The organism is Sedimenticola selenatireducens, assembly GCF_007625115.1.
In the GTDB taxonomy this organism is placed as follows: domain Bacteria; phylum Pseudomonadota; class Gammaproteobacteria; order Chromatiales; family Chromatiaceae; genus Sedimenticola; species Sedimenticola selenatireducens_A.
Window position 1 is genome coordinate 1 of sequence record NZ_VMNH01000016.1, and the last position, 19,911, is coordinate 19,911.

The window sequence follows — 19,911 nt, forward strand, 5'->3', positions numbered from 1 at the left end:
CCTACCAGTGAACAGAAGCGATTTTCAAACGAGCGAGTCATATCCAGCCAAGCCTTGGGTTCAAGGTTTAACCGATCCAGTATGGGAGGCAGGGATGAAGGAATAGCGCCGCGTTTATCCTCCCGCATAATACGGCCAGTCCAATCAACCAGTTCAAGATAATCTTCAAGTCGAAAGGGCAGGCCCTTGGGCATGGGCTCACGGGGATAACCGACAAAAGGCTGAAGTTCTGTCGGTTGGATAGATCGGATGTTCTTTTGTGCTGCGGTCTTGCTACGGGCAGATCGAATACGGCGTTGGATGGAGGTGTACTCTGATGATTCGGGTGTCTCTGTCATACCGGCTCGAATAGGATTCAAGTCCACATAGGCCATACAGGCCGCCAGGGCCGCTTCATCCAGTAAGGCCTGGCACTTGAATCGCCCTTCCCAGAACCGCCCGGTACAGCCGTCTTCCTCATTGGCCTGTCGAGCAATGGTCTCATTAAGACAACGCATAAACCAACTGACCGATTGAAGACGTTCACGCCAGCACGCGACGAGTTCATCTATCAGAAACAACTCAGACTTACTCAGTTGTTCATCGTTCAAAAAGCGCTGACTTAACAGTGTGCCGTTGAATAGTGCATGCCAGCGTTGAATGACATCCCGCTGTGACCAGTTGGCCGCTCGATCTGTGTCGATATGTAGGACCACATGGGTGTGATTATGCATTACCGCATAGGCGCAGATATCAATGGCAAAAGCGCGAGGAAGCATTAATAACCGCTCTTCAATCCAGCCTCGGCGGTGTTCGTAGGAACGCCCAGTCAGTTGGTCTATTCCACAGAGAAATGCGCGTCGAACACAGCGTGAGACACAGTGATAATAGGTCGTGGAATCAAGACTGACGAGGGCTTTTCTGGGTTTGGGCATGCTCATTCCTTGAGTTATATGTTCCCTGTACGTTCTCTATTATGACATGTCAGATCGCTTAGTCAATAGGTGGGTGTCCAGGTTCTTGTTTGGTGTCCAGGTTCTTGCTTTAGGTGGGTGTCCAGGTTCTTTTGGGTGGGTGTCCAGGTTCTTCCACATAGGTGGGTGTCCAGGTTCTTTCTCATTGGTGGGTGTCCAGGTTCTTTCCTTTTATTTATTGCAGCCAACTCCAGAACTGACTCTTCTGTTAAACAACTGGCATTCTAATTTTTCAGTAAAAGGCGGAGTGGTCCTCTCCTTAAAAAAAACCTTTGCTTCCTCGAATGCGACATCCTTACCCTTTCTATCTACTACGTATCTTAAATACTCATAAATCAATCTGCCATCGAGGTTAGTGGCCTCTATAGAAGTCCTTATCTCACGGAGAGCATTATCAAGGCTCTTTGCCTGCTCTATACATAGAGCCCAACCCAAAATATAGTACCTATACTTTGTATGAATTCTATTCGCTCGTAAAGAATAGTATCTCGCATAACTTGGATTCGCCTTATCACAAAAACCAAGAGAATTGTACGCAATACCTAGCATCAAATATAAAACTTCGTCATCAGCTCCTAATAACAATGCTTTTTCAATATACTCTATTGATTTCCTATACAATTCCTCTTCTAAATCTGAGCCTGCATCTACCGTTGAAGACTTTCCAATCAAAGCAAAACCCATATACTTCATAACATCTTTGTTATCTGAGTATTCCGCAATTAATGGCTTCAAGACATCAAGTGCAACATCATACTTTGATATCGATAGATAGTAACTAATCTCATCCAGATCAAACGCAAGCGAGGAAGTCTTTGCTGCAGCCCCCCCCATATAACAAGATATTATCAATAGTCCAATTATTAGTAATTTCGATCTTGCCAAATTCATAACTCACCATATAAAAACCCTAACCATCAATTATTAATCATAGACCGAGCAACTTCTTCGGATACCACTTTATGCCTATAGTAGTCAATAGGTGGGTGTCCAGGTTCTTTCTCCAGGTTCTTTCTTTCAGGTTCTTTTGTTTTTCCAGCTAAACTAAAAGAGGGTACAGTACATTAATTTAATGGCAGGTGCTTTTATGTCAGTAGATAAAACTTCCAGTAAGCTTGATGCGGTTGTTGCGGAGGCTCGGCGCAATCGAGATGAACGTGATAAGGGGTATCGTGAGCGGGCATTGAAGATGTATCCCTGGGTTTGCGGTCGCTGTGCCCGTGAGTTTACTCGGGAAAATCTGCGTGAGCTGACCGTCCATCATCGAGATCACAATCACGATAATAATCCACTTGATGGGAGTAACTGGGAGCTGCTCTGTCTCTACTGTCACGATAATGAGCACTCACGTTATATCGACTCGGATTATGGTTCTGCAGCCGGTGAGTCAAAACAACAAGGCGCGACACATAATCCGTTTGCTGATTTGGCTGCATTGATAAAGGATAAGGGCTAGTCTTCGATACATCCATCTGCTCAGGTATCTTCAGTTGAAGATTTCGCTATGCAGTATTTATTTTTGAGTAGGCAGTGTCGTCTTTTCAGAATTTACCTACATTATAAGTGCCCTTTCTTTCATTTTTTTAATCGTCTTATACGGCATGCTGTGAGCACAAAAAGATGCATCACTGTTCGGCGAGTTGTACCTGGTTCCGCCCAGACTCTTTAGCGACATAGAGTGACTTGTCGGCCTCGTCCAGTAGCTTTCCACTTACGTCCTGCGTGTTGGCATTTTTTTCGTAACGCATCGGAGCCACTCCGATGGAGACAGTCATTGAGACACTTTCTCCGCCATGAATAGCGATGGGTTTGTCTTCAATGCGTTGGCGAATACGCTCAGCCAGATTGCAGGCTTCAATGGCGTCAGTTTGCGGTAATAGTAAGGCAAACTCTTCGCCGCCATAACGGGTAGCGATATCGGAGGCACGCAGACACTCTTTGACGCGAAGTGCGATCTCTCGTAGAACGCTGTCGCCGGCACCGTGCCCATGAGTGTCGTTTATGCGTTTGAAGTGGTCGGCGTCGATGAACAGGCAACTCAGGGCATGCTGGTAACGCAGTGCACGGGTGACCTCTTCTTCAAGACGGCTTTCGAGGTAGCGTCTGTTGTGCAGCCCTGTCAATGCGTCTGTGAGACCGGCGACAACCAAGTGTTCACGGTTGGCGGTATTTTCCAGGCAGATGGCGCTAATGGTGGCAAGGCGATTAAGAAAATCACTGGCATGGTGTCGAGTAAACCGGTTGGGATCATGACTGCCCAGCCCAATAAGACCCACCAGTTTGCTGCGCCGTAGCATGGGAAGTATAGCGATGCTCTTGAGCAAGGTGCCATCGGGAAACAGAAGGGCGTGGTCCTGGTTTGTAAAGGGACCAAGCCAGGGGCTTTTATAGCGAGCTAATTTGGGTGAGAAGTGTTCTATTTGATCTATAAAGCGGATATCAGGCAGGCTTTCGGGCTCGATCCCGGAGTGCAGCAAGAGGTGGCGCAGTTCATGGTCGGGATCATGTAACACCAGCTTAATATTCGGCAGATCAAAGGATGACTTCATGCCATCGATCAGGCAACTGAGGAGTTCTGGTAGGGTCTCGGTGGCCAGTAAGGTCAGTTCGCGATCGTGGAAACGCTTTAGCACCACTTCGTTGTGACTGGCCTCACGCGTCAGCGCCTTCAGCTGCTGTTTCAGCTGACGGTTAATGAATGCCAGGTCACTAGAGGAAGGGTTGCTCGTTGTATTGGGCATAAGGGTGATTGTTGGCCATCCAGGGTTGGGCTTGTGTGTTTCCATCTACATAATACCCGGAGTCACAGTTTCTTCCAGTTACAGTTGTGACAATAGTATAGACAGGAGATTCAAGGATGAGTTTTACACGGGGGCGGGAATGCCCTGCTGGTTACTATTTGAAGCGGACAATTGCGCATTTGATCACACTTTCCCTGCTGACACTGTTCCCTTTGGCCGGGACTTCAGCAGTGTATCGATGCCCAGATGCAGAGGGTGCTGTGCTGTTTCAGCAACTGCCCTGCTCCGAAGGCAGTGAGATTAAGCTGGATATAGGTGCTACGGAATGGGTGAATGCACCTGCGTCGTCATCGCCTCGCAGTAAAAAAAGTAAGTCCAAGAAAAAGCGTGATACTGCTACTACTCAGAGAAAGCTGGCCCAGGCTCATAAAAAGCAAGAACAGGCATGTTGGAAGGCGCGGCAACGCATTGAGAAGATAGAGTGGGATCTCCGCAAAGGCTATAAGCCATCACGCGGAGAGCGCTTGCGGCAACAGCGGCGTCAGCAAGAAGATTACCTGCGGCAATTCTGTCGCTAATGCTTCACCCGGTTTCACGATGCAATTTCTCCCGTGCCAGAAACAGGGCCAGTTGTGAGCGTGCTTCTGTGAAGTCGTCCTGTGCCAGGAGTTGATCAAATTGGTCGAGCTTCCAGGGGATCACTTCGATCGGTTCTGGTTCGTCCCCCTCCAGCCGCTGGGGATAGAGCGCCTTGGCCAGGACAATGTGGGTAGTGTGGTAGATATAACCAGGGGCTACGCTGACAGATGAGAGCAGTTCCAGGTGATGTGCGCTGTAACCAATCTCTTCCTGCATTTCTCGCTTTGCGGCGGTGATGGCGTCCTCGCCCGGTTCGATATGGCCTTTGGGGAAGGCCAGTTCATAGCGATTGACGCCAGCAGCATACTCACGAATCAGGAGGAGGGTGTCATCATCCAGCAAGGGTACGATGAGGACCGCTCCCTCTTCAGAGCCGACGACACGCTGGTAAGTGCGCTGTTGGCCGTTGGAGAACTCCAGGTCAATCTCTTCAATATGAAAAACGCCGGTCTCATTGAGAGTTCGACGGGCATGGATGTGAGGTGGTTTGGGCATGCGGGTTTCTTCTGTTGCCATCGGGTTAGGTTCCACTGTAACTTTAACCCATGATTGACTGGAACCAAATTGATACGATTTTATTGGATATGGACGGTACCCTGTTGGACCTCCATTTTGACAATTATTTCTGGCTGGAGCATGTGCCGCGCCGTTTTGCGGAGCGACAAGGCTGTTCACTTGAACAGGCGAAGGATGAACTGGCTACGCGCTATCGCAGTGTTGAAGGGACATTGGAGTGGTACTGTGTTGACCACTGGAGCCGAGAGCTCGGGTTGGATATTGCGCTACTGAAGGCAGAAGTGGATCACCTGATAGCCGTGCATCCCCATGTGATCAATTTTCTCGATGCAGTCAGGTCATTGGATAAGCGGGTGGCGCTGGTCACCAATGCCCATCAAAAGGCGCTGGGGCTAAAAATGGAGCGCACCAAATTGCATGGCTATTTTGATGCGGTTATCTGTTCTCATGATTTGGGTTTGCCCAAGGAAGATCGTGATTTCTGGGATAAATTGCAGCAGGTTGAACCGTTTGAAAAACAGCGCACACTGTTTGTCGATGACAGTCAGTCAGTGCTGGAATCAGCGCGAGAGTATGGCATGGGTTATTTGGTGCGTGTGCTCTATCCCGATACCAAGGGGCCGGTGCGTGAGCCGGGTGGTTTTGAAGCCATCCATGACTTTTCTGAGATAATTCCCTAGCGTGTAACACCTACCCAGCATTTATCTACCCCAGGTCTTGAAACGCTTCTTGCAGTAGCTGAGGAGTTCTGCATAGTTGCGAAAGTGTAGTTCAAAGCCCTCTTCAGCAGGGGCATCGTATTCACACCAATCATTATCATAGTCGCGGCATATTTGGGGTCGCTCGTGATAAATGGCGCAGGCGCCACCTGGTTGCAGATGTTCACAGTTACCAATGAACATCAGATACCAGTCGCCTTCGTCTTTATAAAGCTCGACCCCTTGATGAGATACCTGCCATAGCAGGTGGTCGAAGTCCGACTTGGCGCGGGGCGTGACCCCAAGCGCTTCAGTGGTATAGGTGCAGCAGGTGGAGCTTATACAGCGACTGCACTTATTGGTGACTTCCAATACCATCTTTCTCTATTCAGGGGTGGTGGCCGGTTTGGGCTTTCTTCTGCGACGACGTTTCTTGTTGGCAACATCACCACTGCCTTCTGATGGCGTCGTATTCGTGGCCTTTGACTTATGCGGAGGGCGACTGCTGCTTCCGCGGCGTTTGTCACGCTCTGGCCGGTCTGGAATGATGCGGCTCTTCGGGTCAACCGTGGCTAACAATTCAGTAGTGACCGGTTCCATGGGGATGCGATGGCCGATGTAGGCCTCGATATCGGGTAGCGCGAAGGCATGGGTTTCACAGGCAAAGCTGATGGCATCCCCACTGGCCCCTGCGCGTGCGGTACGGCCAATGCGGTGTACGTAATCTTCGGCATCGTCTGGCAGGTCGAAATTGAATACATGGGATACGGCCGGGATGTGCAGACCACGCGCGGCTACATCAGTGGCAACCAGCACAGGGAGTTTGCCTTCCTGGAAATCGCTCAAGAGACGCATACGCTTTTTCTGCGGGACATCGCCTGAGATGACCGCTGCACCAATACCGTTGCCTTCCAGGTAGCCCCAAACCAGATCCGCGCCACGCTTGGTATTCACAAACACAATGGTGCGATGCGCATCCATCCGCTTCAGTAAACCCAGCAGCAATGAGATTTTTTCATCATTGGCGGTCATGTAGCAGACCTGTTTAACCTTGTCGGCGGTTACCTTGTCTGTTTCGATCTTGATCGTGGCCGGGTTATTCATGTGTTCGTAGGCGAGTTCCAACACCCTGAATGAAAGGGTGGCGGAGAAGAGCAGGCCTAGCCGTTCTTGCGGTGGAGGGCAGCGGCGTAACATAAAGCGAATATCTTTAATAAAGCCGAGATCGAACATGCGGTCGGCTTCATCCATGACGACCACTTGGATCGCTTTCAGGTTGTAGATGTGTTGTTTCAAATAATCAATCAACCGACCGGGCGTACCAATCAGAATGTCGACGCCGTCTTCCAGCTGCTGGCGCTGTTGTTCATAACCTGTGCCACCAAAGACCAGTCCGAGCTTCAGTCCGGTATGTTTCCCCAGGACTTCGGCGTCTTTGTGGATCTGTACCGCAAGTTCCCGTGTTGGGGCAACAATCAGGGCGCGTGGCTGGTTCGGTTTTCGATCAGATTTTGCTGGATTACTCAGCAAGTGCTGATAGGTTGCGAGCAGAAAAGCGGCGGTTTTGCCGGTTCCGGTCTGGGCCTGTCCCGCAACATCCAGTCCTTTAAGTGCAATGGGTAGGGTTTCAGCCTGGATCGGAGTGCAGAGGGAAAAGCCTGTATCTTCAATGCCTTGGGCGAGTTCTTTACACAGCGCTAAGCTGTCAAAACGGATGTCCGTGAGGTGTTTGTCTGTCATGGGACGCTAGGATACAGTAATTTCCTGAAGGTTTGGACTTGAAATGGTCAAAATATTGGGATCAAATAGCTCCCAGTGTTTGGGGTTCGAATAACAAGAGATCCCGGACTTAACGATAAGCACCGGTCCAGCCTCGTACTTAATGGTGTGATATCCCAACTGAATCTTGTGGAGAATGCTAGTGAGTGAACAGATTGTTCATGTAACCGATGATAATTTTGAATCCGAAGTTTTGAAGTCCGAGCTGCCGGTATTGGTCGATTACTGGGCAGAGTGGTGCGGCCCATGCAAGATGATTGCCCCGGTACTGGATGAAATTTCCGGTGAATACACTGGCAAGATCAAAGTCGCCAAGTTGAATATTGATGACAATCCCAATACGCCACCGCGTTATGGTATTCGTGGAATCCCGACCTTGATGCTGTTCAAAGATGGCGAAGTAGAGGCCACCAAGGTGGGCGCTGTCTCTAAATCACAGCTCATTGCGTTCATCGATAGCAACCTCTGAAAACGAAACAAACACAATTAATACTGGACGTACTCCGGGATGGTGCTAGAATTCACACATAGCCCTCCCGTGAGTGCTTAATACCAAGAAATCAATCACCCCAGAGCAATATCCAAAAAAACTCTGTTTCAAACGGGAATCCAATCCCCGTTCCGTTCTTTTTTCAATCACGCATAAACTCATGAATCTCACCGAACTTAAAAAAATGCCGGTCACAGAACTGGTTGAATTAGCCCAGACCATGAAGCTGGAGGGCATGGCCCGTTCCCGCAAACAGGATCTGATCTTCGCTATCCTTAAAGCCCACGCCAAAAAAGGCGAGGACATTAGTGGTGATGGCGTATTAGAGATCCTGCAAGATGGCTTTGGATTTCTACGTGCTGCAGACAGCTCCTACCTGGCAGGGCCCGATGACATCTATGTCTCACCCAGCCAGATCAGGCGCTTCAATCTGCGCACTGGCGATACTATCTCTGGCAAGATCCGCCCGCCGAAAGAGAGCGAACGCTATTTTGCGCTGCTCAAAGTCAGCGAGATCAATTATGACAAGCCGGAAAATGCCAAGAACAAGATCCTGTTTGAGAACTTCACGCCGCTGTTTGCGAATGAGAAGTTTAATCTCGAAAAGGGTAACGGCAGTACTGAAGACATCACCGCGCGTACCATTGAATTGTGCGCGCCGATCGGTAAAGGCCAGCGTGGCCTGATAGTCTCCCCGCCAAAAGCGGGTAAGACCATGCTGATGCAGAACATCGCCCAGTCGATCGCCTACAATCACCCTGAAGCGCAATTGATCGTATTGCTGATTGATGAGCGCCCGGAAGAGGTGACGGAGATGGCGCGTTCAGTACGAGGTGAGGTGATCTCATCGACCTTCGACGAACCTGCTGCACGTCACGTACAGGTTGCCGAGATGGTGATCGAGAAGGCCAAGCGGCTGGTTGAGCACAAAAAAGATGTGGTGATTCTGCTGGATTCGATCACTCGTCTTGCGCGTGCCTACAACACCGTTATCCCTTCATCCGGTAAGGTACTGACTGGTGGTGTGGATGCCAACGCATTGCATCGCCCGAAACGTTTCTTCGGTGCGGCCCGCAATGTGGAAGAGGGCGGTAGCCTGACCATTATCGCTACCGCGCTGGTTGAAACCGGTTCGCGTATGGATGATGTGATCTACGAAGAGTTCAAGGGCACGGGTAATATGGAGATTCATCTGGATCGCCGTATTGCCGAGAAGCGTATCTTCCCTGCGATCAATATCAACCGTTCCGGCACCCGTCGTGAAGATTTGCTGATGAAGCCGGACGCCTTGCAGAAGATGTGGATCTTGCGCAAGATCCTGCATCCTATGGATGAACTGGCCGCGATGGAGTTCCTGTTCGATAAGCTCAAGGACACCAAGACCAACGAGGAGTTCTTCACCTCAATGAAGGGGTGAGCTCATACTCAAGTGTGTTGGAAAAGAAGGCTGCCTTTCAGGAGGTGGCCTTTTTTTATACATGGAATTGTTGTTTTTTATTGTTATAGTCTGGACGATATTTTATTGGGTTGTGCTGAATCAATTATGCAGGTTATTCAGATAACTTTGTGGTGTATGACTTGAAGCATGAGGTCCTACCTACGCATGCCATGATCCTCGCCGCAGGGCGAGGTGAGCGTATGCGTCCGCTGACAGACAAAACACCCAAGCCGTTGCTACAAGTAGCTGGAAAACCCCTTATTCAGTATCACGTTGAGGCCTTGGCCAAGGCCGGCATTCAAAATTTAGTGGTCAATCATGCCCATCTGGGTGAGCAGATTATCGACTTCCTGGGGACGGGTGAACGCTGGGGTCTGTCCATTGCCTATTCAGCCGAACCATTGGGTGCACTGGAGACGGGCGGTGGTATCTTTCAGGCGTTGCCGCTGCTCGGTAGTGAGCCCTTCTGGGTGGTGAATGGTGATGTCTGGACCAATTACACCTTTGATCCCATCGTGCTATCGACGGAGACATTGGCTCATCTTGTGATGGTCGATAATCCAGTGCAACACCCGGCAGGGGATTTTGTGTTGGGGAGCGACGGACGATTGATTGACGATGAGGGTGATCGGTTTACCTATAGCGGTATTGGACTGTACCGCCCCGAACTGTTTACGGGTTGCAGTGGCGGTGTCTTTCCGCTTGCACCGTTGCTTAGGGAGGCGATAGCTCAAGGCATGGTGACGGGGGAGCATTTTACAGGGCGTTGGTCGGATGTCGGTACACCACAGCGACTGTCGGCATTGGATGAGGTGTTAAGAGGGTCTGATGCTTAAAGAGTTGGACCGGTTACCCGATGGATTATTATCGCTTGAGGCAAACCAGTTGGCTTCTGCTTTAGGTGGCCCGACCCTGATTCATTTGCAAGGGCGGCAGTCACCTGCACTGTTTGTCTCCATTCTGATGCACGGAAACGAGACTACTGGCTGGGAGGCTGTTCGTCAGTTGCTACAGCAATACCAAGCGGGTGGAGGTGTTCGGGAGCTACCCCGGTCACTCTCGCTGTTTATTGGTAATGTGGACGCGGCGGCTGAAGGGTTGCGTCGACTGGACGGGCAGCCTGATTATAATCGGGTCTGGCCCGGTGGCGATGACTGCGATTCCCCCGAGGCTATTCTGATGCAGCAGGTGGTTGATCGCATGGCAGAGCGTGGTCTCTTTGCCAGTGTGGATGTCCACAACAACACCGGTCTCAATCCCCATTACGCCTGCGTGAACCGCCTGGATCATCCGTTTCTTCACCTGGCGTCGCTGTTCAGTAGGACAGTAGTCTATTTTATCCGCCCTACCGGTGTTCAGTCGGGCGCGATGGCCGAGCGCTGCCCGGCGGTGACGCTGGAGTGTGGTAAGCCGGATCAGGCCTTCGGTGTAACCCATGTGCAGGAGTATCTGGATGCCTGTCTGCACCTCTCCGCCCATCCTGATCACCCGGTGGCCGAGCATGATCTGGACCTTTTTCATACCGTCGCCATTGTCAAAATGCCGGAGTCGGTCAGTTTCGGTTTTGCCGATACCTCGGTGGATCTGTCACTGTCGGATGACCTGGAGAGACTTAATTTCCGAGAATTATCCCGCGGTACGGTGCTGGGACAGGTTCGACCGGGAATAGGAACCGGGCTGGCAGTATTCGATGAGCAAGGCGCTGATGTCTCTGATCGCTTTCTGCTGGTTGAGCGGGGTGAACTGCGTCTGCGCCTGCCTGTGATGCCCTCAATGATCACCCGGGACTGTCGGGTGATCCGCCAGGACTGCTTCTGTTATTTGATGGAACGCTATAACGACCACATCTCGGGCTAGTCCAGGAGGGCGGTTTTTTCCGCCATTAGAAAACTTTTTATCGTCGCTGCCCTTGACTCTGGCTATTTCGACCCTATTATTAGCACTCAGTCGTGGTGAGTGCTAATAACCTCGCCAGATAATAATCACTTATTGTAAACAGCCAAATTAGGAGAAATCGGTAGATGAAAATTCGTCCGCTGCAAGACCGTGTGGTCATTCGTCGTATGGAAGAGGAGCGCACCAGCGCGGGTGGTATCGTCCTGCCTGACAGTGCTACAGAGAAACCGGCCCAGGGTGAAGTTGTTGCTGTAGGTAACGGCAAGGTCCTGACCAATGGTGAGTCTCGTCCGCTGGATGTGAAGGTTGGTGACAAGGTCCTGTTCGGCAAGTACTCCGGCAACGAGGTCAAACTCGGTGAAGAGAGCCTGCTGGTCATGCGTGAAGAAGACATCATGGGTGTCATCGAAGGCTGATCTAGCCTTAACCAAACCTCTCCAATTTACTGAATTTCAAAGGATAAAAGTTTATGTCAGGTAAAGAAGTCAAATTTTCCGATGACGCTCGCCAGAGAATGCTGCGTGGCGTTAACATTCTGGCCGATGCCGTTAAGGTAACGCTGGGCCCCAAAGGTCGTAACGTGGTTCTGCAGAAGAGCTTCGGCGCACCTACTATCACCAAAGACGGTGTTTCGGTTGCCAAAGAGATCGAGTTGTCTGACAACTTCGAGAACATGGGCGCTCAGATGGTGAAAGAGGTCTCTTCGCAGACTTCTGATGTGGCCGGTGACGGTACCACTACAGCTACCGTGTTGGCACAGGCGATCGTTCGTGAAGGTCTGAAGGCTGTTGCAGCGGGTATGAACCCCATGGATCTGAAGCGCGGTATGGAAAAGGGTGCGGCGGCGGCTGTTGCAGCGCTGGCGGCTATGTCCAAGCCTTGTGCTGATGACAAATCCATTGCTCAGGTTGGCACCATCTCTGCCAACAGCGATGAAAACATCGGTGGCATCATTGCTGAAGCGATGCAGAAAGTAGGTAAAGAGGGTGTTATCACGGTTGAAGAGGGTTCTGCCCTGGAAAACAGCCTGGATGTCGTTGAAGGTATGCAGTTTGATCGTGGCTACCTCTCCCCTTATTTCGTGAACAACCAGCAGAGCATGTCGGTTGACCTGGAAGACCCCTACATCCTTCTGCACGATAAGAAGATCTCCAACATCCGTGAACTGCTGCCTGTACTGGAAGCCGTTGCCAAGGCCGGTCGTCCACTGCTGATCATTGCAGAAGACGTTGAAGGCGAAGCGCTGGCGACTCTGGTGGTCAACACCATCCGTGGTATCGTCAAGGTTTGTGCTGTCAAGGCACCAGGTTTTGGTGATCGTCGTAAAGCCATGCTGCAGGATATCGCTATCCTGACCGGTGGTACTGTGATTGCTGAAGAGGTTGGTTTGACCCTGGAGAAGGCTACCCTGAACGAACTGGGTACCGCCAAGAAGATCCAGATCACCAAGGAAGAGACCACCGTTATTGATGGCGCGGGTACCGAGAATGATATCAAGGCCCGGGTTGAGCAAATCCGTGCCCAGATCGAAGAAACCTCTTCTGATTACGATCGTGAGAAACTGCAAGAGCGCGTAGCCAAGCTGGCCGGCGGTGTTGCTGTGATCAAGGTCGGTGCCGCTACCGAAGTCGAGATGAAAGAGAAGAAGGCTCGCGTTGAAGATGCCCTGCATGCAACCCGTGCAGCCGTTGAGGAAGGTATCGTACCTGGTGGTGGTGTTGCGCTGATTCGCGCCCTGGCGGCTCTGAAAGACCTGCGTGGCGAGAACCATGATCAGGATGTTGGCATCAAGATCGCTGCACGTGCCATGGAAGAGCCGATGCGTCAGATCGTAGCCAATGCCGGTAGCGAAGCGTCCGTAGTCGTCAACAAGGTCTCTGAAGGTGAAGGAAACTTCGGCTTCAATGCGGCCAATGGTGAATACGGTGACATGGTCGAGATGGGTATCCTGGATCCCACCAAAGTGACCCGCTCTGCACTGCAGAACGCGATCTCTGTGGCGGGCCTGATGATCACCACCGAGGCGATGATCGCTGATGAGCCTGCTGATTCAGCGGGTGGCGGTATGCCTGATATGGGTGGTATGGGCGGTATGGGTGGTATGGGTGGTATGGGCGGCATGATGTAAGCTGCTCCCGGCCATCCATGGCCTTCGCAGCATAAGTCCTTCCTTGGACAAAGCTGCTCCCGGCCATCTAAGGCGTCGCGGCATAAGTCCTTCCCTGGACAAAGCCGCTCCCTTAGCCAATACGCGCTAATTAAAACCCTGCTGGTATTCTCCAGCAGGGTTTTTTACGTTTAAGGCTTTTTTTGCAGACAGTGGATGGTTCACCTTTTCCTGTGCTGGCGGTAGGATGGGTTAACCAGCGAAGGGAGTCACTCATGATTACGCCGTTACCTACTGATGCGATTGAACCATTCATCCGTGAATGCCTTGGCTGTAGATGTCCTGCGGAGGTGTTTGAACAGATAGAGAGCGAGGTTAGGACGTTCTCCGAAATCCGCTATCAGCGCCTGTTGGCAGGTCGGCGTCTGTTGGTCTATCTGGTCATCACTGCCGATGTTCAGGCGTTAGCAGAAAACGTGCGGCAGCTTTATCGGCAAGGTATTCGTGAGCGGGATCGGGCGGGCTATAACCGGCTACGTATTGTGCTGCCTGATGAGTTGTGCGAGTCCATGCAGGGCGATTTGATTGCTCTGTTTGCCGAGTTGGCTGCTGGAGACGAAAAGGTGCATTTGCACTTTGTACCCCAGGAGCGAGTGAATGCCTATGCTACAGCGAAGCACTGACTGATCGTCCTGTTTTATTAATTTTAGATTCTGAATCCAGAGTATTTTATGCAGCCTTTGTCACAGCCCCAAGAAGAAGCGAATAACCGATGGCGTCATTGGCGATCTGATTTCCCCGCATTGGCTGAGACCCTCTGCGCCGCAAAAGGCTTTGAGCAAGAGTTGCTGAAGGTGTGGGAAGGGAGTGATTTTGTTGCACAGTGTTGTACCCGGGAGCCAGAATTGCTGATGCGGTTACAGCAGTCTGATGATTTTATTACTTCGTATGCCGAAGGTGAAATGGCAACCCGATTGAGCCGTTTTTTAATCGATGCTACCGATGAGACCGGGTTGCAGCGTCAGCTTCGCCGCTTCCGTAATGAGCAGATGGTTCGCATCATCTGGCGTGATCTGAGTCAGCGTGCCGCCTTGGCGGAGACGTTGGCAGATCTGACAGCGTTGGCGGATGCCAGTGTCGATCAGGCACTGCGCATGCTTTATTTGTGGGCCATAGAAAAGCAGGGCATACCTCGCAATGAACAAGGTGACCAGCAATCGTTGGTGGTGCTGGGTATGGGTAAACTCGGTGCACGAGAGCTGAACCTTTCATCGGATATAGATCTCATCTTTGCCTTTCCTGAGCATGGGGAGACGGATGGTGCGCGCCCGATTCCCAATGAACAGTTTTTTATCCGTCTCTGCCAGCAGTTGATTAAAGCACTGAATAGCCAGACAGCGGATGGCTTTGTGTTTCGGGTGGATGTCCGCCTGCGGCCGTTTGGTGATTCAGGGCCGATGGCGCTTTCGTTTGAGGCGATGGAAAATTATTATCAATCTCATGCGCGTGAGTGGGAGCGCTACGCCATGATCAAGGCGCGTGTGGTGGCGGGTGAGGCGGCCGATGCCCAGGAGATCATGGCCATGCTGAAGCCCTTTATCTATCGGCGCTATCTCGATTACGGGGCGATAGAATCAATACGTGACATGAAACGCCTTATTAGCCAGGAGTTGAAGCGTAAGGGTATGGCCGAGAATGTAAAGCTCGGCCCTGGTGGGATTCGTGAGATTGAATTCATTGGGCAGGCCTTCCAGTTGATTCGAGGTGGGCGGGAGCCGGAGTTGCAGATTCGACCGATCCTGCCGGTGTTGCAGGTACTGGGTGAGAAACAACAATTATCACAGGAAGAGGTGGATGAGCTGACGGCGGCCTATGAATTCCTTCGGCTGGTGGAGAACCGCATTCAGGCCTGGAAAGATAAACAGACCCATCTGTTACCGGATGATGAGATAGGGCGTCTGCGCATGGCGCGCTCCATGGGTTATGCGGATTGGCCTGCATTTTACGGGGTGCTGGAGCAACACCGTGAAAAGGTGCAGATTCATTTTGATAATGTATTTGCCCTGAGTGAAGAGGTGACGACAGACTCACCACTCCAGGCGGTATGGGACCAGCAACTGGATGATGATCATGCCATTGAGCTGCTTGAATCAGCCGGTTATCAAGTGGGTGGTGAGGTGCTGTCCAGACTGCATGACTTCAGGCAGGGCTATGCCTGTCGTAGCTTGGGGTCAAGAGGGCGAGGCAGGCTGGAGGAGTTGATGCCGGCACTGTTGGAGCAGGTGGCGCAATCGGATGCGGCGGATGTGACGCTGGAACGTATTCTTAAGATATTGGAGTCGATCACGCGTCGTACGGCCTATCTTGCGCTGCTGGTCGAAAATCCTACCGCATTGGCTCAGCTAATCAAGCTTGCCGGGATCAGTCCGTGGATTGCGCAGCAGGTGGCGCGCCATCCTCTGCTACTGGATGAGATGTTGGATCCACGTCGACTCTACCGGCCGCTTAAAAGAGAAGGTTTAGAGGCGGAACTGGATACCCTGCTGGGCGCCGTCGATCCCGATGACCTGGAGCAGCAGATGGAACGCATGCGCCAATTTACCCAGAGCAATATGTTACGCGTAGCGGCGGCAGACCTGACCGGTAATATTCCGCTCATGGTGGTGAGTGATTATCTGACTGAGATTGCAGAGGTTGTAACCACCCGGGTGATGTCCCAGGCTTGGGCGCTGATGGTTGCCAAGCATGGGCGTCCCAGTTGTGTGACGGGAAATCAGAGTGGTTTCGCTGTCATAGGCTACGGCAAGCTGGGGGGGATTGAGCTGGGCTACGGTTCTGATCTGGATATGGTATTCCTGCATGGCAATGACAATCCTAACCGAATGACGGATGGGGAGCGTTCCATTGCCAATGACCTGTTCTATGCCCGCATGGGACAACGCATGATCCAAATGTATACCACCCGTACCCCCGCGGGGACCCTCTATGAGGTGGATATGCGGCTTCGGCCCAATGGTAACTCCGGGATGCTGGTCAGCTCGCTGGAGGCGTTTGAGCAGTATCAGGAAAATGAGGCCTGGACCTGGGAGCATCAGGCACTGTTACGTGCCAGGGCTGTGGCGGGAGACCCGTTGGTCATCGCGCGTTTTCAACAGATTCGCCAGAAGGTGTTGTCTCGAGAACGGGACCCTGGGCAATTGCAAAAGGATGTGCGGGACATGCGCGAGAAAATGCGCAGTGCCCTAGATAAGAGCAATGATCAGCAGTTTGATATAAAGCAGGGTGCTGGCGGTATCGCCGATATCGAATTTATGGTTCAATACGGCGTTTTACGCTGGTCATCAAAACACCCGGATCTGCTTGATTGGACTGATAATATCAGGTTGCTAGAGTCACTTGCACGACATCATCTGTTTGCCGGTGAAGTGGCGGAGCAATTGGCCGATAATTATCGGTCACTTCGAGCGGTTTATCATCGCAAGGCGTTGAGTGAGTTGCCGGGACTGGTGGCAGCCGATGAGTTGTTGCCGGAGCGTGAGCACGTACAATCGCTATGGCGTACACTAATGAATGCGTAGCAGAACGATTTTGTAATCTTGAGTGAGTGGAGAGAGTAGATGGCGAATTTCGCGGACCGTGACGGCTGGATCTGGCTGGATGGCGAGATGGTGCCCTGGCGTGAGGCCAAGGTGCATGTGTTAACTCACACCCTGCATTATGGGCTGGGTGTATTTGAGGGGGTTCGCGCCTATAAGACCGAGAAAGGTCCCGCTATTTTTAAATTGGAAGAACACACTAAGCGGTTGTTTGAGTCGGCCCACATCATGGGCATGAAGATACCCTATGATGCAGCTACCCTGAATCAGGCGCAGATTGATGTGGTCAAAAACAACGGGCTGGACTCCGCCTATCTGCGGCCACTCTGCTTCTATGGTTCTGAAGGGATGGGCATTCGTGCCGATTGCCTGGCAACGCATGTTATGATTGCAGCTTGGGAGTGGGGCGCCTATCTGGGTGAAGATAACCTGAAGAACGGAATCCGTATTCGTGTGTCATCCTACACCCGCCATCAAGTCAACTCGTTAATGTGCAAGGCGAAGGCGACGGGTAACTACATCAACTCCATGCTGGCGCTGCAGGAAGCGGTGAATGATGGCTATGATGAGGCACTGATCCTGGATGCAAGCGGCTATGTGATGGAGGGTTCAGGTGAAAATTTCTTCCTGATAAAAGATGGTGTGATTTACACGCCGGATTTAACCTCTGTGCTGAATGGCATCACCCGCAAGACGATCTTCACCTTTACCAAAGAACTGGGCATTCCGATCGTCGAGAAGCGCATCACCCGCGATGAAGTCTATATTGCCGATGAAGCCTTTTTTACCGGTACTGCGGCCGAGGTGACACCGATTCGTGAGGTCGATAATCGAACCATCGGCAGTGGCACCCGCGGACCCATCACAGAAAAACTGCAGACCATGTACTTTGACCAGGTGCATGGACGTCGGGCGGATCACCCTGAGTGGCTTACCTACGTTTAAGTCAAATAGAGGCCGGCATCGATGCCGGCCTCGCGCTTTCTGTCACCGTAAAACAAGAGGGGAGTCAGGCGAGTGGGTGAGCAGGTGGCGGAGTCAGGGGAAGATAGGCTTGTCGTCTGGCGATTAGTTGATGGCAAACCAGGACATGAGAATCAGTCGCTCGGTCTGTGTCAGGCGCTTTCAAGTCGTCGGAATATTGAACGGTATGATATTCCTGTTGCGTCCCGTCCTGTACAACTGATGCAGTGGTTATTTGGGCGTTTCCCTCCAGGGGAAACATTGCCGCACCCTGATTTTGTGCTAGGTGTAGGACATATGACGCATTTTTCATTGCTTGCGGTGAAGCGTCGTTTTGGTGCCAAGGCTGTCGTCATCATGAAGCCCTCTTTGCCAACGAGTCTCTTCGACCTCTGTATCATTCCGGCGCATGATCAGATATCTGGGGAGAATGTTTTTGTTACCCAGGGTGTGATGAACCGGGTGACTGCATCGGAACGGCAGGATATATCAAGCGTATTAATCTTGCTGGGTGGCCCGGCCGCCCATACAACGTGGCAGGAAAACAAGGTCATTGACCAAGTAAAAGCCATTGTAACTGCCGAACCAGAAGTGCGATTTGTATTGGGTGACTCACGTCGTACGCCGCCCGATTGCCTGGAAAAAGTAAAAGCGTTGGCGTTTGGGAATCTTGAACTGCATGCATGGCAGGAGACTGGTCGCGAATGGCTGGGTCAACAGCTTAATACGAGCGGTAGGGTGTGGGTGACCCAGGATTCTGTGTCAATGATTTATGAAGCTATTACATCAGGTGCACAAGTAGGCTTGATCGAATTGCCACAGGTGGCATCTAGCCGGGTTGCAGGGGGGGTTCGACAATTGATTGAAGACGGCTGGGTAACGCCCTTCAATCGGTGGCAAGAGCGCGGTGAACTGGTTTCTCCGCCGGGTCGATTTAATGAGGCACAGCGTTGTGCGGATTGGATGGTGGATCAATGGTTGATAAGCGCCTGACAGTTCTGCAGATGCTGCCTGCGCTCGAGAGTGGCGGTGTGGAAAAAGGAACGCTTGAGGTCGCCAAGGCGCTGGTCGAGAACGGACATCGCTCGCTGGTAATTTCGGCGGGTGGCCGAATGGTTCGGCAGTTAGAGGCAGAAGGAAGTGAGCACTTTGCCTGGCCGGTTGACAGGAAATCGCTCTTTACACTGCGATTAATTTGGAAGCTGCGACATTTTCTCAAGGCGCAATCTGTCGATGTGCTGCACTATCGTTCACGCGTTCCTGGCTGGGTGGCTTATCTTGCATGGAAGGGTATGAATCCTGATCGACGTCCACACTTGATCTCTACCGTACATGGAATGCATTCGGTATCTGCTTACAGTGCCGTCATGACCAAAGGGGAGCGGGTGATCGCAGTTTCAGAAACAATAAAAAAATATATTGTTGAAAATTATCCCAGCACCGCTGAAGAACGTATTGAACTGATCTATCGAGGGGTGGATCCATTGGAGTTCCCTTATGGGTATCAACCCGATACGGCATGGCTTGAACAATGGAATAACCGCTATCCCCAGTTAACTGGAAAGTTCGTAGTGGCATTGCCAGGTCGTATGACGCGTTTAAAAGGGCATCATGATTTTTTACTGATTATTAGACGCTTGAAAGATCAGGGTAAGGATGTTGTTGGATTGGTCGTAGGGGGTGAGGACGCAAAGCGTAAATCTTATGCAGATGAAATCTATCAGTCTGCAGCGGATATGGCACTTTCTGATGCCATTGTATTTACCGGTCAGCGTGCTGACATGAAGGAGATTTACAGTCAGTGTGATGCGGTGCTCTCTCTTTCGAGTAAGCCTGAGTCATTTGGCAGAACGGTTCTGGAGGCATTGTCACTTGGGCGGCCAGTGATTGGTTATGATCACGGCGGGGTGGGTGAGATATTGACGGTGCTCTATCCAGAAGGACGAGTGCCCCTGGGTGATGTTGATGCCGTGGTTGGACGCCTCTCTCAGCCATTAACGCCAGTCGCTGAAAATCAGCGGTTTCTTAAGGACGTTATGCTGGATCGTACACTAAAGCTGTATCAATCAGCGGCTGACAAGTCGTGATGATGAAG

20 protein-coding genes are annotated in these 19,911 nt (G+C 51.5%); 14 read left to right on the forward strand and 6 right to left on the reverse strand.

The genetic code is table 11. The features are described from left to right. Both FHP88_RS12380 and FHP88_RS12385 read right to left on the reverse strand, forming a co-directional pair. Positions 1–914: transposase (locus FHP88_RS12380; protein WP_144359395.1), on the reverse strand; the 914-nt coding region annotated here is incomplete at its 3' end. A 210-nt stretch (positions 915–1,124) separates the two neighbouring features. Further along, complete coding sequence (locus tag FHP88_RS12385) at positions 1,125–1,844, reverse strand: tetratricopeptide repeat protein (protein ID WP_144359396.1); 720 nt, start codon at positions 1,842–1,844, stop codon at positions 1,125–1,127. Between the two features lie 196 nt (positions 1,845–2,040). Here FHP88_RS12385 and FHP88_RS12390 point away from each other — a divergent pair, with 196 nt between their 5' ends. Continuing rightward, positions 2,041–2,409: a YajD family HNH nuclease gene (locus FHP88_RS12390; RefSeq protein WP_144359397.1), complete on the forward strand. Its 369-nt coding sequence runs from the start codon at positions 2,041–2,043 to the stop codon at positions 2,407–2,409. Positions 2,410–2,578: 169 nt separating this feature from the next. Here FHP88_RS12390 and FHP88_RS12395 read toward each other — a convergent pair whose 3' ends face one another. After that, on the reverse strand, positions 2,579–3,739 hold the full coding sequence (locus FHP88_RS12395; protein WP_260843287.1) for a sensor domain-containing diguanylate cyclase: 1,161 nt from the start codon (positions 3,737–3,739) through the stop codon (positions 2,579–2,581). A gap of 71 nt (positions 3,740–3,810) precedes the next feature. On the opposite strand from FHP88_RS12395, the gene FHP88_RS12400 reads away from it, so the two are divergent. Beyond that, positions 3,811–4,272 carry a DUF4124 domain-containing protein gene (locus FHP88_RS12400; RefSeq protein WP_144359398.1) on the forward strand — a complete coding sequence of 154 codons (462 nt, stop codon included), beginning with the start codon at positions 3,811–3,813 and terminating at the stop codon, positions 4,270–4,272. Positions 4,273–4,276: 4 nt separating this feature from the next. Here the strand turns inward: FHP88_RS12400 and nudE are convergent, their stop codons facing one another. Next, entirely contained in the window at positions 4,277–4,849 is a 573-nt protein-coding gene (nudE, locus tag FHP88_RS12405; RefSeq protein ID WP_420493003.1) for an ADP compounds hydrolase NudE, read from the reverse strand. A 29-nt stretch (positions 4,850–4,878) separates the two neighbouring features. Here nudE and yrfG point away from each other — a divergent pair, with 29 nt between their 5' ends. Beyond that, complete coding sequence (gene yrfG, locus FHP88_RS12410) at positions 4,879–5,529, forward strand: GMP/IMP nucleotidase (RefSeq protein WP_144359399.1); 651 nt, start codon at positions 4,879–4,881, stop codon at positions 5,527–5,529. Positions 5,530–5,550: 21 nt separating this feature from the next. Here yrfG and FHP88_RS12415 read toward each other — a convergent pair whose 3' ends face one another. After that, on the reverse strand, positions 5,551–5,925 hold the full coding sequence (locus FHP88_RS12415; RefSeq protein WP_144359400.1) for a YkgJ family cysteine cluster protein: 375 nt from the start codon (positions 5,923–5,925) through the stop codon (positions 5,551–5,553). Positions 5,926–5,931: 6 nt separating this feature from the next. Further along, a complete protein-coding gene (gene rhlB / locus FHP88_RS12420; RefSeq protein WP_144359401.1) occupies positions 5,932–7,287 on the reverse strand; it encodes an ATP-dependent RNA helicase RhlB in 1,356 nt (451 codons plus the stop codon). A gap of 181 nt (positions 7,288–7,468) precedes the next feature. Here rhlB and trxA point away from each other — a divergent pair, with 181 nt between their 5' ends. The 11 genes from trxA to FHP88_RS12475 all read left to right on the forward strand — a co-directional run bounded on the left by trxA (position 7,469) and on the right by FHP88_RS12475 (position 19,903). Further along, positions 7,469–7,795: a thioredoxin TrxA gene (gene trxA, locus FHP88_RS12425; RefSeq protein ID WP_144359402.1), complete on the forward strand. Its 327-nt coding sequence runs from the start codon at positions 7,469–7,471 to the stop codon at positions 7,793–7,795. A gap of 181 nt (positions 7,796–7,976) precedes the next feature. Continuing rightward, entirely contained in the window at positions 7,977–9,233 is a 1,257-nt protein-coding gene (gene rho, locus FHP88_RS12430) for a transcription termination factor Rho (protein ID WP_144359403.1), read from the forward strand. A gap of 191 nt (positions 9,234–9,424) precedes the next feature. Continuing rightward, entirely contained in the window at positions 9,425–10,090 is a 666-nt protein-coding gene (gene murU / locus FHP88_RS12435) for an N-acetylmuramate alpha-1-phosphate uridylyltransferase MurU (RefSeq protein ID WP_144359556.1), read from the forward strand. Further along, positions 10,083–11,111, forward strand: a complete 1,029-nt coding sequence (locus tag FHP88_RS12440; protein ID WP_144359404.1) for a M14 family metallopeptidase — start codon at positions 10,083–10,085, stop codon at positions 11,109–11,111. The genes murU and FHP88_RS12440 overlap by 8 nt, the downstream gene beginning before the upstream one ends. A 164-nt stretch (positions 11,112–11,275) precedes the next feature. Then, the gene (gene groES, locus FHP88_RS12445; protein ID WP_144359405.1) at positions 11,276–11,566 is read left to right on the forward strand and encodes a co-chaperone GroES; all 291 of its coding nucleotides are present in this window, start codon (positions 11,276–11,278) and stop codon (positions 11,564–11,566) included. A gap of 53 nt (positions 11,567–11,619) precedes the next feature. Beyond that, positions 11,620–13,278: a chaperonin GroEL gene (gene groL / locus FHP88_RS12450; protein WP_144359406.1), complete on the forward strand. Its 1,659-nt coding sequence runs from the start codon at positions 11,620–11,622 to the stop codon at positions 13,276–13,278. Positions 13,279–13,532: 254 nt separating this feature from the next. Next, the gene (locus tag FHP88_RS12455; RefSeq protein ID WP_144359407.1) at positions 13,533–13,940 is read left to right on the forward strand and encodes a hypothetical protein; all 408 of its coding nucleotides are present in this window, start codon (positions 13,533–13,535) and stop codon (positions 13,938–13,940) included. A gap of 48 nt (positions 13,941–13,988) precedes the next feature. Then, the gene (glnE, locus tag FHP88_RS12460; RefSeq protein ID WP_144359408.1) at positions 13,989–16,835 is read left to right on the forward strand and encodes a bifunctional [glutamate--ammonia ligase]-adenylyl-L-tyrosine phosphorylase/[glutamate--ammonia-ligase] adenylyltransferase; all 2,847 of its coding nucleotides are present in this window, start codon (positions 13,989–13,991) and stop codon (positions 16,833–16,835) included. A gap of 39 nt (positions 16,836–16,874) precedes the next feature. Beyond that, positions 16,875–17,798 (forward strand): branched-chain amino acid transaminase, encoded by a 924-nt coding sequence (locus FHP88_RS12465; RefSeq protein ID WP_144359409.1) that lies wholly within the window; start codon positions 16,875–16,877, stop codon positions 17,796–17,798. Positions 17,799–17,870: 72 nt separating this feature from the next. Further along, entirely contained in the window at positions 17,871–18,809 is a 939-nt protein-coding gene (locus FHP88_RS12470; protein ID WP_144359410.1) for a mitochondrial fission ELM1 family protein, read from the forward strand. After that, entirely contained in the window at positions 18,791–19,903 is a 1,113-nt protein-coding gene (locus tag FHP88_RS12475) for a glycosyltransferase family 4 protein (RefSeq protein ID WP_260843288.1), read from the forward strand. The genes FHP88_RS12470 and FHP88_RS12475 overlap by 19 nt, the downstream gene beginning before the upstream one ends. Positions 19,904–19,911 lie beyond the last annotated feature (8 nt).